Annotated in this window: 13 protein-coding genes; 8 read left to right on the top strand and 5 right to left on the bottom strand. The window is 65.5% G+C overall.

Features of this window, described 5'->3' with window-relative positions:
• The first annotated feature begins 166 nt into the window (after positions 1–166).
• On the top strand, positions 167–2,152 hold the full coding sequence (locus SSKA14_RS07045; RefSeq protein ID WP_232281371.1) for a DUF2235 domain-containing protein: 1,986 nt from the start codon (positions 167–169) through the stop codon (positions 2,150–2,152).
• A gap of 416 nt (positions 2,153–2,568) precedes the next feature.
• Positions 2,569–2,955 (top strand): hypothetical protein, encoded by a 387-nt coding sequence (locus SSKA14_RS23310; protein WP_008267903.1) that lies wholly within the window; start codon positions 2,569–2,571, stop codon positions 2,953–2,955.
• A gap of 58 nt (positions 2,956–3,013) precedes the next feature.
• Here SSKA14_RS23310 and coaE read toward each other — a convergent pair whose 3' ends face one another.
• The 3 genes from coaE to SSKA14_RS07065 are packed head-to-tail and all read right to left on the bottom strand — an operon-like array spanning position 3,014 to position 5,767.
• Positions 3,014–3,625 (bottom strand): dephospho-CoA kinase, encoded by a 612-nt coding sequence (coaE, locus tag SSKA14_RS07055; RefSeq protein WP_008266008.1) that lies wholly within the window; start codon positions 3,623–3,625, stop codon positions 3,014–3,016.
• Positions 3,626–3,636: 11 nt separating this feature from the next.
• Entirely contained in the window at positions 3,637–4,500 is an 864-nt protein-coding gene (locus SSKA14_RS07060) for an A24 family peptidase (protein WP_008268831.1), read from the bottom strand.
• 7 nt (positions 4,501–4,507) lie between these two features.
• A complete protein-coding gene (locus tag SSKA14_RS07065; protein ID WP_040007221.1) occupies positions 4,508–5,767 on the bottom strand; it encodes a type II secretion system F family protein in 1,260 nt (419 codons plus the stop codon).
• A 354-nt stretch (positions 5,768–6,121) separates the two neighbouring features.
• On the opposite strand from SSKA14_RS07065, the gene SSKA14_RS07070 reads away from it, so the two are divergent.
• From SSKA14_RS07070 to pilB, 3 genes are all read left to right on the top strand, one after another.
• Entirely contained in the window at positions 6,122–6,544 is a 423-nt protein-coding gene (locus tag SSKA14_RS07070; protein WP_008268066.1) for a pilin, read from the top strand.
• A 127-nt stretch (positions 6,545–6,671) separates the two neighbouring features.
• Entirely contained in the window at positions 6,672–7,085 is a 414-nt protein-coding gene (locus tag SSKA14_RS07075; protein WP_008265158.1) for a pilin, read from the top strand.
• Positions 7,086–7,306: 221 nt separating this feature from the next.
• On the top strand, positions 7,307–9,037 hold the full coding sequence (gene pilB / locus SSKA14_RS07080; protein WP_040007223.1) for a type IV-A pilus assembly ATPase PilB: 1,731 nt from the start codon (positions 7,307–7,309) through the stop codon (positions 9,035–9,037).
• A 107-nt stretch (positions 9,038–9,144) separates the two neighbouring features.
• Here pilB and SSKA14_RS07085 read toward each other — a convergent pair whose 3' ends face one another.
• Together SSKA14_RS07085 and SSKA14_RS07090 are read right to left on the bottom strand one after the other, a co-directional pair.
• Positions 9,145–10,518, bottom strand: coding sequence for a sigma-54 dependent transcriptional regulator (locus SSKA14_RS07085; protein ID WP_008265059.1), 1,374 nt, complete (start codon positions 10,516–10,518; stop codon positions 9,145–9,147).
• Positions 10,519–10,578: 60 nt separating this feature from the next.
• Complete coding sequence (locus SSKA14_RS07090; protein ID WP_008267659.1) at positions 10,579–12,192, bottom strand: ATP-binding protein; 1,614 nt, start codon at positions 12,190–12,192, stop codon at positions 10,579–10,581.
• Positions 12,193–12,596: 404 nt separating this feature from the next.
• Here SSKA14_RS07090 and sucC point away from each other — a divergent pair, with 404 nt between their 5' ends.
• From sucC to SSKA14_RS07105, 3 genes are all read left to right on the top strand, one after another.
• A complete protein-coding gene (sucC, locus tag SSKA14_RS07095) occupies positions 12,597–13,766 on the top strand; it encodes an ADP-forming succinate--CoA ligase subunit beta (protein WP_004154430.1) in 1,170 nt (389 codons plus the stop codon).
• Between the two features lie 21 nt (positions 13,767–13,787).
• Positions 13,788–14,663, top strand: coding sequence for a succinate--CoA ligase subunit alpha (sucD, locus tag SSKA14_RS07100; protein ID WP_005410793.1), 876 nt, complete (start codon positions 13,788–13,790; stop codon positions 14,661–14,663).
• A 206-nt stretch (positions 14,664–14,869) separates the two neighbouring features.
• The gene (locus tag SSKA14_RS07105; protein WP_008264628.1) at positions 14,870–16,504 is read left to right on the top strand and encodes an NAD+ synthase; all 1,635 of its coding nucleotides are present in this window, start codon (positions 14,870–14,872) and stop codon (positions 16,502–16,504) included.
• Positions 16,505–16,540 lie beyond the last annotated feature (36 nt).

Below are 16,540 nucleotides of genomic sequence, written 5' to 3' on the forward strand. Positions count from 1 at the left end.
GGCGCCTCCGGTGTCAGATCCTTCGACGCAACTCAGTTTGACTGAGCTAGGGAGATACTCCTCTTCCCGCATGGGGACTGAAACGGATTGCGGAGTAGACGTGTCAATGGGCTGCTTCTTCGATGGGACTCGTAATCACAGGCTGGCATCGAAGAAGCGTAAGGACATGAGCGAGAGCAATGTGTCTCGACTCTTCGACGTCTATGATCTAGGGCGAGCCAAAGGAATTGGTCGTCGGCCAACCAATTTTGCGAGCTACATCCAAGGCGTCGGCACCGAGGCGCTGAGAGAAATTGGCGACACCGGTACCGGCTGGCATGCCCGTGCCGGCGCGGCAGCGGGCTGGGGCGGCGAGGGGCGGGTGAATTGGATGCTGATGAAGGTCCAGGACCACCTCTTGACCCATTTTGCAGAGACAACCGTCACGACCGCGATGGGCTTCGATTCCACCGTCCCCATCGCGCGCAAGATGAGTGCCGATCTCCGCTTGCACCTGCAGGACGTAGAGCGCTTGGCGCAGGCGGCGCGGATGTCGCTGTCCAACTACCTAGCGGTCAACCAGGGGCAAGAGGAAATCGATCTTCGCAACTCGCTGAGCGGCGGCTTCTGGAACATGGTCGGTGCGCTGCAACGGGTGCGTGGTACCCATCTGGCGCGTGCCGATCACACCTCGCGTCGCGCGGTGTTGCAGGAGCGCCGTGCCTTTCTGGCCAAGAAGGTCGCCCCGTTCCAGCAGCAGAATCCCCGGGTAGACCGCATCCGTTTATCGGTGTTCGGATTCTCGCGCGGCGCTACCGAGGCGCGCGTGTTCTGCAACTGGCTCGGCGATGCGTGCGACCCAGGCCCCGGGCCCCTGCGCTTGTGTGGAATTCCGGTGCAGATCGATTTCGTCGGCTTGTTCGATACGGTCGCGTCGGTAGGTGCCGCGCAGAGCTTCTTTGAGTCGATGTTCGATGGCCACGGTGGTTGGGCGTCGGCCGAAGACCTGCGCATTCCAGCCGATGTACGCCGCTGTGTGCATATGGTGGCTGCGCATGAAGTACGCGGTTCGTTCCCGGTGGACCTGGTGGACGGCGCGAACTGCGAGCAGATCATCTACCCCGGGGTACATTCGGATGTGGGCGGCGGCTACACGCCCGGTGAGCAGGGGCGTTCGCCGAAGGATGCCGACAAGCTTTCGCAGATTCCGCTATGCGACATGTACCGGCATGCGCTGGCAGCAGGGGTGCCGTTGCTGCCGATGGACGAAGCGGATAAGGAAACCGCCGCTCAGTTCGAGGTCTCCCCGAAACTGCGCCAGCACTACAACGCGTACCTGCAGGCGATGGCGCCGTTCCTGCCGGCCAGCACCCCCGCCTCCAAGGCCAACCGCACCGCGGTGCTGATGTATGCCCATTATCGCCAGTACCTGCTGTGGCGTCGGCAGCATCTGGATGACTTCGATCGCCTGCCGGGCTACCTGCAGGCGCCTGCGCAGGACCGCGCGGACCTGGGCGGCGGCAATGCCGAGCTGGTACAGGAGGCGCGGGCGATGCGCTACAACAACGCCACGGCCCGCCTGCGCACCGAGGAACCTTTCGCTGCCCACCACGGCATGGCCACGCCGCCTCGGTTCCAGGGTATTCCCGTGCAGGATTTCGTGCAGGCGAGGTTGCGGGGCAAAAAGGAACAGCAGTGGCTGGATGGCCATATCCAAGCGATCTGGGACTCGCGGCAGGCCCCGCCGGCGCCCGTGGCAGCGTTTCTGGATGGATACGTGCACGACTCGCGGGCGTGGTTCAAGCCGTTCGGGCTGGACGATGACGAGTGGGTTCACGTGCAGCGGCGCGAGCGTGAGGCGTATCAGCAGCGGATGCGCGAGCTGGATGCGATTGAGCGGTCCCATCGGCAGGAGCGCGAGCGCATCCAACGCTCCGGGCAGATGTTCCAGCCACGGGTGCCGTTGGGAATGTCGGTGCAGGAGCTGGAAGCGCTGACTGACTGGCGGCAGCGCCCTGACGACTTCGATGAGGCGTTGCAGCTGACCGGGCGCGAGTACCACTGGCAGTGGGGCTATCTGCGCTGGCGCACCTGCTATCTCAATCCGCCCGGTGTGACGGTGGCCGAGGCATCGGCGCGCAGGTCGCAGCGTGCGGAGGAGGCGGCCGCCTAGGGCGCGCGCGGAGTGTCGTAACCGGCGTGCTCGGCGCTACTGGTGCGCCTCAGCACCGAGGTGCATCGCGACACCTATGTGATGCGTTGCGCGCCTCGGGCGTGTGTCGTTGCACGAATCCTTGCAGTGGCGATTTTCCCTACAGAAATGCGCTTTGTGAGGTGGCGTGATGGCTGGGCCGGGGCGGGTGCCTTGGCCGGGATTGGCGTCCTGAAATCAACTCCAAGATGGAAAGCTTCCGATGCCCTGCACGGCGTCGCGGACAATGCACCGCGTCTGTCTTATGGCGGACGGTGCGTGGGGATTCGTCAGGATCCGCCGGAGTTTTCATCCATCTGGGAGTTGTCCGGTACGCCAACCCGCACCGTCCGCCACCTTGCTTCTGCAGGTGGCTTGCCGTCTGCGAGGAACTCACCATGTCCGTACGCCCCGAATTTCCCCATCTTTCCGCCCTCATTGGCGATGCCGTCAACCGACTGCCTGCCAATGCGGCCGAGCGGCTCGAAGCCCTGCTCGATGACCCTGAAGACCTGTTGCCGACGCTGTTGGCCCGCATGGATGGCCATGACGGCCCGGACGGCCGGCGGTGTGATGCGCAGGGTCTCAGCCCCGCGCAGGCCGCAACCCGGGCTGGGCTCGGGCGCACGCTGGCGGGCTTGGATGTGCTGGTCCAGGTGCTGCACGCCGCTGCAGCCGCACGCGAGCAGGGCGGTGCCCACCAGCAGCTCAGCCCGGATGTGGTGGACGGCTTGCTGTTGGGCGCCCGAGAGCTGGTCCGCCACGCGCGGCAACAGGTGGAGTAGAGCCGCGCGATGCGTGGACGCGCTTCGGTAGTGCCGGCCGCTGGCCGGCAGCCAGGTCTCAGCCCGCGGCCAAGCCCAGATACCGCGCATGCAGCTGTTCCACCTGCACCTGCAGATCCTCCGGCCGCCCATCGTTGACCACCACGTCATCGGCCAGCGCCAACCGCTGCGCACGGCTGGCCTGCGCAGCAATCATCCGGTCAGCCAGTGCGGCGTCGATACCATCGCGCTGCATCAGCCGTGCGTGCTGCACGGCCTCGGGGGCATCCACCAGCAGTACCCGGTCCAACCACGGGTAGGCCTGCCGCCCGCCAACCTCGGTCAGCAGTGGAATGGCGGCAATCGCATAGGGGCTGGCGGCCTGCTCGCACTGCTGTTGCATCAGCAGGCGGATGGCGGGGTGGGTGATGGCTTCCAGCGCCACCCGTTCGGCCGGGTCGGCGAAGACGTGGGCGCGCAGGCGCGCCCGGTCCAGGTTGCCGTCGGCCAGCAGCATGTCAGCGCCGAAACGTTCGGCGATGCGGCCCAGCGCCGGGCTGCCGGCGGCCACCACGGCGCGCGCGGCCAGGTCGGCATCGGCCACCACGATGCCGAGCGCCTCGAAGCGCCGGGTCACCTCGCTCTTGCCGGCGGCGATGCCTCCGGTCAGGCCAACCACATACCGGCTCATGGGGAATCCCCTCAGCGCAGGCCGCTCAGGACCAGATACTGCTCCACCAACGGCCCGCCCCACATGAAGTACAGCCAGCCGGCGATGGCCAGGTAGGGCCCGAACGGGATGGGCGTGGCGCGGTCACGGCCCCGGCTGTACAGCCAGATCGAGCCGATGATGGCACCCAGCACCGAGGACAGCAGGATGATCGGTAGGATGCCCTTCAGCCCGCACCAGGCACCCAGTGCCGCCAGCAGTTTGAAGTCGCCGTGGCCCATGCCTTCCTTGCCGGTCAGCTGCTTGAACAGCCACCAGACCGCCCAAAGCGACAGATAGCCCAGCGCTGCGCCGATCAGAGCAGGCTTGGCCGGCATGTACAGGTTGTCGATGCTGCCTATCAGCCCCAGCCACATCAGGGGCAGGGTCAACTGGTCCGGCAACAACTGGGTGCGCAGGTCGATGCCGGACAGGGCGATCAGGAAGCAGGTCAGCACGATGGCACCGAAGCCCTGCCAGCCGAAGCCGAACTGCCAGACGCAGGCCAGCACCAGCAGGGAAGTCATGGCCTCCACCAGCGGGTACTGCAGCGAGATCGGCGCCTTGCAGTGGCGGCACTTGCCGCCCTGGATGATCCAGCTGAACAGGGGGATGTTCTCGTACCAGCTCAGCTTGTGCTTGCAGTGCGGGCAGTGCGAAGGCTCGACCACGATGCCCGGTGGGGGCGGCTCGTAGTAGTCCGGTTCCTCCAGGACCTCGCGCGCATCGCGCTTCCACTGCCACTCCAGCCGCTTGGGCAGGCGCAGGATGACGACGTTCAGGAAACTGCCCAGCAGCAGTCCCAGGGCGGCCGCGGCGGGGTAGCCGAGGCCGGGATGCTGGTCGAGAAAAGCCATGTATGTGTTATCCGACGACGGAAGCGAGCTTGAAGATCGGCAGGTACATGCCGATGACCATGCCGCCGACGATGGTACCAATGATCACCATGATGATCGGTTCCAGCAGGCTGCTCAGGGCGTCAACGGCATTGTTGACCTCCTGCTCATAGTACTCGGCCACCTTGAACAGCATCGCATCCAGGGCGCCGGCCTCTTCGCCGATGCCGGTCATCTGGATGACCATGTGCGGGAACAGGTTGCGCTGCTTCATCGCCACATTCACGGGGTAGCCCACCGAGACATCGTCTCGCATGCGCAGCACGGCCTCCTCGTACACCGTATTGCCGGTGGCGCCGGCCACGATGCCCAGGGCCTCCACCAGCGGGACGCCTGCCTTGAAGGTGACGGCGGTGGTGCGGGCAAAGCGCGCGATGGCACTGTTGTGCATCAGCTGCCCGATCACCGGTACCTTCAGGACCAGTCGGTCCATGTTGTGCTGCAGTTTGGGCGAGCGCTTGTAGGCGGCGATGAAGCCGAAGATGGAGCCGATGATGACGATGAGTATCAGCCACCACCACGACACCATGAACCGGGACAGGTTGACGATCATCTGCGTGAAGGCCGGCAGGTCCGCGCCGAAGCCCTTGAACACGTCTTCGAACTGCGGCACGACCCACACCAGCAGGATGCCGCTGACGATCAGTGCGACTGCCAGCACCATGGCCGGGTAGAACATCGCCTTGCGGATCTTGCCCTTTAGGGCTTCGATGTTCTCTTTGTAGGTAGCGACGGTATCAAGCACCGTCTCCAGTACACCGGCGCCTTCACCGGCCTTGACCAGATTCCGGTACAGCTCATCGAACTGCACCGGGTGCTTGCTGACCGCCTCGTAGAGCGACGAGCCGCCTTCGATATCGGTGCGGAGCGAGTCCACCATTTTCTTCATGCGCGGGTTCTTGTGCCCGCTGCCGATGATGTCCAGCGCCGATACGATCGGCACGCCGGATTTCATCATGGTCGCCATCTGGCGGCTGAAGAAGGCGATGTCCTTCGGCGATATCCTGCTGCCTGCCGCACCGAAAAGCGGTTTGGGCTTGACCTTGACCTGGCCCGGGTTGATGCCCTGTCGGCGTAGTTCGGCCCTGAGCAGATTGGCGTTCTTTGCCATCTGCTCGCCCTTCATCTTCACTCCGCGTTTGTCGGTCCCCTCCCAGACAAACGGCTGCAGCTCCGTGGTGCTGCGCGCCACGGGCTCCTTCTTGATCGCACTGCCACTGACAGACATATAGGCTCCCCAAGACCCGCCATCCCCAGCGGGCGTCTAGCCGTCGATGGTAGCCGGTTCATGGCCGTCTGGGCAGCTGGAGGGCGGCCCAGCGTGCGATTTCGTGCCGGGGGCCGGCCAAAGGTGACGCACTGCGTCACATTGCCGCGTCCATCGCAGATTCGGATATGGGGGGTTCCCATCCGCAGAATTACTGCCATCATGGGCGCGGGGAAATCCAGGGGGAGGCGTGCCGGGGTTGGCACGCAACCTGCGTTGATCCACCCGCAGGGGGCAGGACCCGCTCAACCGGCCGCTGGCCGGACCGAACCTGTCAACTGAAATCAACCACCACTATCTTGGGGATGTACCACAATGAAGAACCAGAAGGGCTTCACCCTTATCGAACTGATGATCGTCGTCGCGATCATCGCCATCCTGGCCGCCATCGCTCTGCCGATGTACCAGGACTACGTGGCCAAGTCGCAGGCCACCGCCGGTCTCGCCGAAATCACCCCGGGCAAGACCCAGGCCGAAGTTCTGCTGAACGAAGGCAAGCCTTTCGACAAGTCTGCAGCTCAGCTTGGCCTGAAGAACTCGGATCGTTGCACCATTACCGTTGATGGTGATTCTGCAGCTGGCACCGCTTCCATCACCTGCGCGCTTGCTGGTAATGCAAAGGTTGCCAAGGGCTCGCTGGTCCTGGCTCGTGCTGCGGATGGCACTTGGTCCTGCACTGCCAGCACTCTGGATGCCAAGTACATTCCGGGTGGCTGCAATGAGGCTAAGGCGCCGTAATCGGCTCGCCATCAGTCACACGTACAGGAGCCCCGCGATGCGGGGCTCTTGTTTATGGGGGCTGCAGCGTGCGGCTTTCGTGCCTGAAGTTGAAGCTTTGACAATCTGTTTTGGGGACAGACTCGTCATGAAACATCCAGATCAAGAGGGATTCACCCTCATTGAATTGATGATCGTCGTCGCGATCATTGCGATTCTTGCCGCAATTGCTGTTCCTCTCTATCAGGACTACATGGCCAAGGCACAGGTTGGCGCAGCGTTGGCAGATGTGCGTCCCGGGAAAACCACCATGGAACACGTGGCCCAAGACAGCAGGGATGCCAGCGTTGTAACGGCAGCCTATATCGGCCTGGTGCCGACACAGCGTTGCCCGACGATCGAAGCGAAGCTGGACAGTGCGGGTATCGGCAGCATCACCTGCACGCTGCAAGGTGGTAGCGCGGTGCAGGGCAAGGATCTGATCCTCCGCCGTGCGGCGGATGGCATCTGGAGCTGCGATGGCAGTGCCTTCGAAGCGCGGTATCGTCCGGCAGGCTGTTGAGTGAAATCCGGCCCGCCAATGGGATGTTGGCGGGTCGTTGACGGGGCTATCATGCCCGGGGGAGTCAGGATCATGCCTGCCGGGCCGGAAGGTTCAGGCATGGCAGTGTTGCTTATGGATGGGCAATGCCGACGGTCACGGGGCCGTGGCAGGTTCTGCTGCCCGGTGCTGCGCCTCTGGAAGGTGCGTGGTACCGCCAGACCCATGAGCCAAGGATTCATATGAATGCTGTAACCACCGCCAACCTCGTCGGCATCACCGGCCTGGCCCGCCGCCTGGTCCAGGACGGCGCCCTGGATGAAGCGGGCGCGCGCGATGCCATGGCCAAGGCTGCCGCCGCACGCCAGCCCCTGCCGACCTGGTTCGCCCAGAACAGGGTGGTCGGTGCCGCGCAGCTGGCCGCGGCCAATGCGGTCGAGTTCGGCATGCCGCTGTTCGATGTCTCCACCTTCGACGCCAGCCAGAACGCGATGAGCCTGGTCAGCGAGGAACTGCTGCGCAAGCACAACGTGCTGCCGCTGTTCAAACGCGGCGGCAAGCTGTTCGTCGGCACCAGCAACCCGACCCACTCGTTGGATGAGATCAAGTTCCACACCAATCTGGTGGTGGAACCGATCCTGGTGGATGAAGACCAGATCCGTCGCACGCTGGAGCAATGGCATGCCAGCCACGACACGCTCGGTGACGCGCTGGGTGGTGACGACGAGGGCATGGGCAACCTGGATGTAGCGGCGGGTGACGAGGACCTGGGAACCGGCGGTGATTCCGGCATCGATGCCAAGGGCGATGACACCCCGGTGGTGAAGTTCGTCAACAAGGTGCTGGTCGATGCTATCCGCAAGGGCGCCTCGGACATCCACTTCGAGCCCTATGAAGACGACTACCGCGTGCGCCTGCGCATCGACGGGTTGCTGAAGATGGTGGCGCGCGCGCCGGTGAAGCTGAACCAGCGCATCGCCGCGCGCCTGAAGGTGATGGCGCAGCTGGACATCGCCGAGAAGCGCGTGCCGCAGGACGGCCGCATCAAGCTCAACCTGTCCAAGACCAAGCAGATCGACTTCCGCGTGAGCACGCTGCCGACCCTGTTCGGCGAGAAGGTAGTGCTGCGTATCCTGGATGGCAGTGCGGCCAAGCTGGGCATCGACAAGCTGGGCTACGAGCCGGACCAGCAGAAGCTGTTCCAGGATGCCATCCACAAGCCCTACGGCATGGTGCTGGTGACCGGCCCGACCGGCTCGGGCAAGACCGTGTCGCTGTATACGGCGTTGGGCATCCTCAACGACGAGACGCGCAACATCTCCACCGCCGAAGACCCGGTGGAAATCCGCCTGCCCGGCGTCAACCAGGTGCAGCAGAACAACAAGCGCGGCATGACCTTCGCCGCTGCGCTGCGCTCGTTCCTGCGCCAGGACCCGGACATCATCATGGTCGGCGAAATCCGCGACCTGGAAACGGCGGAGATCGCGATCAAGGCGGCGCAGACCGGCCACATGGTGCTGTCAACGTTGCATACCAACGATGCGCCGCAGACCATCGCGCGCCTGATGAACATGGGCATCGCGCCGTACAACATCACCAGCTCGGTGACGCTGGTGATCGCCCAGCGCCTGGCGCGCCGCCTGTGTGGCAACTGCAAGCGCCTGGCCACGCTGCCCGAGCATGCGCTGCTGGCCGAGGGCTTCACCCAGGCGCAGCTGGATGCAGGCATCCAGTTGTACGAGGCGGTCGGTTGCGACGAGTGCACCGAGGGCTACAAGGGCCGCACCGGCATCTACCAGGTGATGCCGATGACCGATGAGATCGCCACGATCGTGCTGGCCGGTGGCAACGCGCTGCAGATTGCCGAAGCGGCGCAGCAGATTGGCGTGAATGATCTGCGGCAGTCGGCATTGAAGAAGGCGGCTGCGGGCATTACCAGCCTGGCCGAGATCAATCGCGTCACCAAGGATTGATGTAGGTCCACGCCATGCGTGGATGCCGCGATGCATGAGGTTGCCGGCCAGCGGCCGGCACTACCGCTTGGGCCTGCGTTCGTGATCGGGATTGGGTGGTCCCGGCTCTACTCCATTCCCAGCTTCTTCAGCTTGTAGCGCAGCGCACGGAAGGTGATGCCCAGCTGCGCGGCGGTGCGGGTCTTGTTCCAGCGGTTTTCTTCCAGCGCACGCTGGATGGCGCTGCGCTCGAGCTGCTCGATGTAGGAGGGCAGGGCGGCGCTGCCCGGCTGCAGGTCGGCCACCGCCTCAGCGGGGGCGGCACTGCCCGGCGCGCGCGGCGCGTGCTGCGGCAGGCGCAGGTCATCGGCACCGATGCAGTCTTCCTCGGCCAATGCCAGCGCACGTTCCAGGATGTTCTCCAGTTCGCGCACATTGCCGGGGAAGGCGTACTGGGCCAGCGCCTCGAGTGCCGAGGGCGCCAGCAGCGGGGTGGCACGGCCATGGCTGCGGGCCAGCCGCGCCAGCACCGCCGCGGCCAGTTCCGGTAGGTCCTGGCGGCGCTCACGCAGCGGCGGTACCTTCAGTTCGATCACGTTGATGCGGTAGTACAGGTCGTGGCGGAAGCGCCCGTCCTCGACCAGTTCCGCCAGGTCGCGGTGGGTGGCCGAGAGAATCCGCACGTCCACCGGTTCCTCGTTGGGCGCACCGACCGCGCGCACCGATTTTTCCTGGATCGCACGCAGCAGCTTCACCTGCATCTGCAGCGGCAGTTCGGCCACTTCGTCCAGGAACAGGGTGCCGCCATGGGCAGCCTGGAACAGGCCCGGCTTGTCGGCGTGCGCGCCGCTGAAACTGCCCTTGCGATGGCCGAAGAATTCACTCTCCATCAGCTCGCCGGGAATGGCGCCGCAGTTGACCGGCACGAATGGGCCGGCCGCACGCGCACCCTGGGCGTGGATGGTGCGCGCGACCAGCTCCTTGCCCACCCCGGACTCGCCCAGGATGTAGACCGGCGCCTGGCTGCGCGCAACCTTGCCGATGGTGGTGCGCAGCACGTCCATGGCCGGCGAATCGCCAAGCAGGCGCGCACCCTGTTCGGCACTGGGGCCGGGCGCGGGGCGTTCGGTGTTGTTGAGTTCCAGTGCGTGCTTGACCAGGCCGCGCAGCACCGAGATGTCCACCGGCTTGCTGACGAAGTCGAAGGCGCCGGCCTTCAGCGCTTCCACCGCCAGATCCATGCTGCCGAAGGCGGTGATCATCGCCACCGGCGTGCGCGGGTAGTGCTGGGCGATCTCGCTGACCAGTTCGATGCCGTTGCCATCCGGCAAGCGCATGTCGGTGATGCACAGGTCATACGGATTGCTGGCCAGCAGTTCACGTGCTTCGGCCAGGTTGGCGGCGGTACTGATGCGCAGCCCCATGCGGCCGAGGGTCAGCACCAGCAGTTCGCGGATGTCGCGTTCGTCGTCGACGACGAGGGCGCTGCGGGTTTCGTTCATGGGCGTGAAAGATAAACGAGGGGGCTGGAAGCGACAAATGTTTGACGCACGGAATCGGAATCAGGAGGGCAACAGCGTGTGCGGACCGGGCAGCACCAGGCGGAAGCAGGAGCCACCGGCCGGCACCGGAATGTAGTCGAGCCGCGCCTGGTTGGCCCGGCACAGCTCGCGGGCGATATACAGGCCCAGGCCAGTGCCGTGCTCGGAGGTGGTGAAGAACGGGCGGAACAACTGCGCGGCCACGCTCTCGGGAATGCCCGGGCCGCGGTCCATCACGTCGATCACCGCGCTGCGCTCGTGCTGGGCCACGCGCAGGCGCACCCGCGCCGGCTGCTGGCCGATGCGCCCGTACTTGAGCGCGTTGTGCACCAGCACGGTCAGCACCTGGTACAGGTGGCGGGTATCGACCTGGGCCATCACCGCGGTGTCATTGATGATCGGTTCGATGCTGTCCGTTTCCAGCGTCTGCCCCTGCTTGTACTCCAGCACGAAGCGGCGCACGAAGGCGGCCAGGTCCACGTTCTCGGGCGTGGCGCGCTCGCGCCGGGCCAGCCCCAGCACGCTTTCGACGATGCCGTTGGTGCGCTGGCATTGCTGGCGGATGATCTGCAGCAGGCGGCGGTCGCTTTCGTTGAAGCCGGTACCTTCCTCGAGCAGCTGCACGGCGTAGTTGATGGCCGCCAGCGGGTTGCGGATCTCGTGGGCGAGGCTGGCCGAGAAGCGGCCCATCGCTGACAGGGTGAGCGATTCGGCGCGGCGGGACACCACGCTGGAATCGTCCAGGAACACCAGGGCGAGGTCGCTGCCGGCCAGCAGGCGGGCGAAGCGCGGCTGCACTTCCGGCTGGTCGGGATTGAGCTGCAGCGGCAGTTCGTCCTGCGCCCAGCCGTTGCGCCAGCGCTGCAGGCGGCGGGTCAGTTCCGGCGCGGCGCTGGCCAGGTCCAGGCGCCCGCTCTCGCCGTTGCCGTCATTGTCGCCCAGCAGCATCGAGGCGGCCTCGTTGGCCAGGGTGATGCGGTTGTCGGCGTCCACCACCAGCACGCCGGTGCGCATGCGGCGGATGATCAGTTCGTTGATCTGGAACAGGTTGGCTACTTCGTCGCCGCGCTGGTTGGCCAGCTGCTGGTTGCGCCGGGCGCGGTTGCCGACCTGGTAGCTGATGAAGGCCAGCGCCAGGTAGCTGGTGGTGAACATCGCCAGCTCGGCCAGGGTGCGGGTGGGGTCGCCACCTTCCAGCAGCTTCCAGGTGTACTCGACGCCGGTGGCCAGGCTGGCGGTCAGGGCCAGGCCCAGGCCCAGGCTGAGTGGCAGCAGGGTGGCGGCGGCGGCGATGTTGAACAGCAGCGACATCGAGATGCCGGCGCTGGCACCGGGCAGGGCATGTGACAGCAGGGTGGCGGCAACGATGTCCACCAGCACGCCGCTGACCACGATCGGCCGCAGCCAGCGTTCGTTGCGGCCGATCACCAGGGCCAGCAACGACAACGCCAGATAGATGACCGCAACCACATCGGCCAGCCGCGGGTGATGGGCCTCGCCGACCAGGCCGGACAAGGGGCTGTAGAGCAGGGCGGCGATGACGGTTGCGATCAGCACCCTGTACAGCGCGAAGAAATACAGCTCACGCCGCGGGATCGATTCGATGCGGTCGATCAATGAAGCACTGGGTGACACGCCGGAACTCCCCTTCTGGCTGCCTGGGTCTGGAATCTGCGATGCACCGGTCCGGCGTCCCCTGAAGCCGGGCCGGCGCGTCGCTTCTATGTGGCCGTGGTGGAAGCGGTCGAGCAGGCTCGACGCTGCACACCCTGGCTGACCAGTATAGGGCCCCGCAAAGCGCGCCGTGGGCGTGGCCCGGATCGCGCAATTGGCCGGCCGCGGACACCGGTGGCCAGTGCCGGGCCCGGCGCAACTGCCTGAATGACGGTGGAAATCTGGCCAGGTCTGGCGTTTTGTACAGACTTCTTTGCGCCCCGGCGCTGGCTCGGCCACAATAGTGGGCCCGCCGCGGTCCATGCCGGCGCCCCGCCGGGGCCCTGAGGAATTGCGTGCGGTCGTTCCTATTCCCACGGTGACGCATGAATTTCCACGAATACCAGTCAAAACAACTGCTTGCCGAGTACGGCATCCCGGTCCCGGCCGGCAAGGTCGCTGCGACCCCGGACGAAGCGGTTGCCGCTGCCAACTCCCTGGGCCAGGGCCCCTGGATGGTCAAGGCGCAGATCCACGCTGGCGGCCGCGGTAAGGCTGGCGGCGTCAAGTTCTGCAAGACCACCGACGACGTGAAGGCCGCTGCGGCCAAGATGCTCGGCACCAAGATGGCCACCTACCAGACCGCTGGCGTTGAACTGCCGGTCAACCTGGTGCTGGTGACCACCGCCGGCGAGATCGTCAAGGAACTGTACCTGTCGGTGCTGGTCGACCGTGGCACCAAGACCATCACCTACATCGCCTCTTCGGAAGGCGGCGTGGAAATCGAGCAGGTTGCGGCTGAAACCCCGGAGCTGATCCACTCGCTGAACGTCGACTTCGTCGAAGGCGTGCAGGGTTACCACGGCCGTGATTTCGGCTTCAAGCTGGGCCTGACCGCCAAGCAGGCCGGCCAGTTCGCCAGCATCATGGTGAACCTGTACCGCCTGTTCAACGAAAAGGACCTGGCCCTGGTTGAAATCAACCCGCTGGCCATCCTGGACGACGGCAACCTGTACGCGCTGGACGGCAAGTTCGACAGCGACGACAACGCCGCGTTCCGTCAGAAGGCGCTGGTCGCCATGCGCGACAAGACCCAGGAAGATCCGACCGAAGTGATCGCTTCGGAACTGGACATCAACTACGTCACCATGGACGGCAACATCGGCTGCATGGTGAACGGCGCCGGCCTGGCCATGGCCACCATGGACGTCATCAAGCTCAACGGCGGCGAGCCGGCGAACTTCCTGGACGTGGGCGGCGGTGCCAACAAGCAGCGCGTCATCGAAGCCTTCAAGCTGATCCTGTCCTCGGACAAGGTCGAAGGCATCTTCGTCAACATCTTCGGCGGCATCGTCCGCTGCGACATGATTGCCGAAGGCATCATTGCCGCCGTGAAGGAAGTGGGCGTCAAGGTTCCGGTCGTGGTGCGCCTGGAAGGCACCAACGTGGAAGAAGGCAAGCAGCTGCTGCGCGACAGCGGCATGGCCATCATCCCGGCTGACAACATCAACGATGGCGCCAAGAAGATCGTTGAAGCTGTCAAGAACGCCGCCTGATACCGACACCAAGGAATTCCAATGTCTGTTTTGATCAACAAGAACACCAAGGTGATCGTGCAGGGCTTCACCGGCCAGCAGGGCACCTTCCACGCCACTCAGATGATCGAGTACGGCACCCAGGTTGTGGGCGGCGTGACCCCGGGCAAGGGTGGCACCACCCATATCGACCTGCCGGTCTTCAACACCGTTGCCGACGCCGTGCAGAGCACCGGCGCCAACGCTTCGGTCATCTACGTGCCGCCGCCGTACGCTGCTGACGCGATCCTGGAAGCCGCTGCTGCCGGCATCAAGGTCATCGTCTGCATCACCGAAGGCATCCCGGTGCTGGACATGCTGCGCGTCAAGAACGTGCTGACCCGTTCGCATCCGGACACCGTGCTGATCGGGCCGAACTGCCCGGGCGTCATCACCCCGGGTGAGTGCAAGATCGGCATCATGCCGGGCCACATCCACCAGCCGGGCAAGATCGGCATCGTGTCGCGTTCGGGCACCCTGACCTATGAAGCGGTCAAGCAGACCACCGAAGTCGGCCTGGGCCAGTCCACCTGCATCGGCATCGGCGGTGACCCGATCAACGGCCTGAACTTCGTCGACTGCCTGAAGCTGTTCAACGAAGACCCGCAGACCGAAGGCATCATCATGGTCGGCGAAATCGGCGGTGATGCTGAAGAAGCCGGTGCCGAGTACATCAAGAACCACGTGAAGAAGCCGGTCGTCGGTTTCATCGCCGGTGCGTCGGCTCCGGCCGGCAAGCGCATGGGCCACGCCGGTGCGATCGCTTCGGGTGGCAAGGGCACGGCGGAAGGCAAGTTCGCCGCCATGGAAGCCGCTGGCGTCGTCACCGTGCGTTCGCCGGGCGACCTGGGCGCTGCCATCGCCAAGCTGGTGAAATAAGATCGACTGCCTCCGGCAGACGATTCTGTAGAGCCGGCCACTGGCCGGCTGCTTGAAACAGAAAGGCCGCCTTCGGGCGGCCTTTCTGCGTCGGGTGTCCTGGTCATCCGGCCAACCCCATCCACGCATGGCGTGGATCTACTGGGCAGGGTGCGTACACGGTGCGGCGCTACAATGGGCGCATTGCAACCACAGGCTGGATTCCCATGGCTTCGATCCGCATCGCGATGGCGCAGTTCGACTTCCCGGTCGGCGATGTCGCCGGCAATACCGAGCGCATCATCGAGATGATCGGCCAGGCGCGCGACGAGTACGGCGCCGAGCTGGTGATGTTCCCCGAGCTGGCCGTGAGCGGTTACCCGCCGGAGGACCTGCTGCTGCGCCCAGGCTTCCTGTACGAGTGCGAGCAGGCGATGGGCCGCATTGCCGCCGCCTGCCGCGGCATCACCGCCGTGGTCGGTTGGCCGCAGGCCGCCGGCGCGGTGGTCTACAACGCCGCCAGCGTGCTGCGCGACGGCCTGGTCGAGCAGACCTACCGCAAGCGCGAGCTGCCCAACTACGCGGTATTCGACGAGCGTCGCTACTTCGATGTGGACCCGGACGGCGGCAGCTGCGTGTTCGAGGTCAATGGCGTTCCGGTGGGACTGCTGATCTGCGAGGACCTGTGGTTCGCCGAACCGCTGGCCGACACCGTGCGCGCCGGTGCGCAGCTGGTGGTGGTACCCAACGCGTCGCCGTACGAGCGGGGCAAGCACGCCCAGCGCGACGCGGTACTGGCCGCACGTACCCGCGAGAGCGGGGCGGCGATCGCCTACCTCAACGTGGTGGGGGGGCAGGATGCGCTGGTGTTCGATGGCGCCTCGGTGGTGGCCGATGGCGACGGCACCGTGCACCCGGCGGCCGCTGCCTTCGTCGACCAATGGCTGGTGGTGGACTACGACGGCCAGAGCCGTCGGTTCCTGCCGCACGTGTGGATGGACGACGGCGACGAGAGCATGGATGCGCTGGCCTGGCGTGCGGTGACGCGCGGCATCCAGGACTACTGCCGCAAGAACGGCTTCAAGAAGGTGTGGCTGGGCCTGTCCGGCGGCATCGACTCGGCCCTGGTGCTGGCCATGGCGGTGGATGCGATGGGCGCGGAGAACGTAACCGCCGTGCGCCTGCCGTCGCGCTATACCGCTGGCCTGTCCAACGACCTGGCCGCCGAGCAGTGCCAGGCGCTGGGGGTGAAGCTGGACGCGGTGTCGATCGAGCCGGCGTTCAAGGGCCTGATGGAATCGCTGGCGCCGATGTTCGAAGGCACCACGCCGGACGTGACCGAGGAGAACCTGCAGTCGCGCAGCCGCGGCGTGATCCTGATGGCGCTGGCCAACAAGTTCGGCGGACTGCTGCTGACCACCGGCAACAAGAGCGAGTACGCGGTGGGCTACGCCACCATCTACGGCGACATGTGCGGGGGCTATGCGCCGCTGAAGGACCTGTACAAGACCGAGGTGTTCGGCCTGTCCAAGTGGCGCAATACCGTGGGTGGCGCGCCGGTGATCCCGCCGGCGGTGATCAGCCGCCCGCCGTCGGCCGAGCTGCGCGAGAACCAGCTGGACCAGGATTCGCTGCCGGCCTACGACGTGCTGGACGGCATCCTGTACCGCTACATCGATCAGGAGCAGTCGCGCGGGGAGATCGTGGCGGCCGGCTACGATGCGGCCGTGGTCGACCGCGTGCTGCGCCTGGTGCGCATCAGCGAGTGGAAGCGGCACCAGGCCGCGCCGGGGCCGAAGGTCTCGCGCCGCGCCTTCGGCCGTGAGCGTCGCTACCCGATCAGCAACGGCTACAAGGGCTGAGGCAGGCGCGCCGGGCGTGGCCCGGCCGATGGGTGG

Source organism: Stenotrophomonas sp. SKA14, from assembly GCF_000158575.1.
Classification (GTDB): Bacteria; Pseudomonadota; Gammaproteobacteria; order Xanthomonadales; family Xanthomonadaceae; genus Stenotrophomonas; species Stenotrophomonas forensis.

What these genes read in the sequence shown, in the direction of transcription:
- SSKA14_RS07045 (WP_232281371.1), top strand. Translation starts at nt 167, where the DNA reads ATGAGCGAGAGCAATGTGTCTCGACTCTTCGACGTCTATGATCTAGGG.
- SSKA14_RS23310 (WP_008267903.1), top strand. Translation starts at nt 2,569, where the DNA reads ATGTCCGTACGCCCCGAATTTCCCCATCTTTCCGCCCTCATTGGCGAT.
- coaE (WP_008266008.1), bottom strand. Translation starts at nt 3,625, where the DNA reads ATGAGCCGGTATGTGGTTGGCCTGACCGGAGGCATCGCCGCCGGCAAG.
- SSKA14_RS07060 (WP_008268831.1), bottom strand. Translation starts at nt 4,500, where the DNA reads ATGGCTTTTCTCGACCAGCATCCCGGCCTCGGCTACCCCGCCGCGGCC.
- SSKA14_RS07065 (WP_040007221.1), bottom strand. Translation starts at nt 5,767, where the DNA reads ATGTCTGTCAGTGGCAGTGCGATCAAGAAGGAGCCCGTGGCGCGCAGC.
- SSKA14_RS07070 (WP_008268066.1), top strand. Translation starts at nt 6,122, where the DNA reads ATGAAGAACCAGAAGGGCTTCACCCTTATCGAACTGATGATCGTCGTC.
- SSKA14_RS07075 (WP_008265158.1), top strand. Translation starts at nt 6,672, where the DNA reads ATGAAACATCCAGATCAAGAGGGATTCACCCTCATTGAATTGATGATC.
- pilB (WP_040007223.1), top strand. Translation starts at nt 7,307, where the DNA reads ATGAATGCTGTAACCACCGCCAACCTCGTCGGCATCACCGGCCTGGCC.
- SSKA14_RS07085 (WP_008265059.1), bottom strand. Translation starts at nt 10,518, where the DNA reads ATGAACGAAACCCGCAGCGCCCTCGTCGTCGACGACGAACGCGACATC.
- sucC (WP_004154430.1), top strand. Translation starts at nt 12,597, where the DNA reads ATGAATTTCCACGAATACCAGTCAAAACAACTGCTTGCCGAGTACGGC.
- sucD (WP_005410793.1), top strand. Translation starts at nt 13,788, where the DNA reads ATGTCTGTTTTGATCAACAAGAACACCAAGGTGATCGTGCAGGGCTTC.
- SSKA14_RS07105 (WP_008264628.1), top strand. Translation starts at nt 14,870, where the DNA reads ATGGCTTCGATCCGCATCGCGATGGCGCAGTTCGACTTCCCGGTCGGC.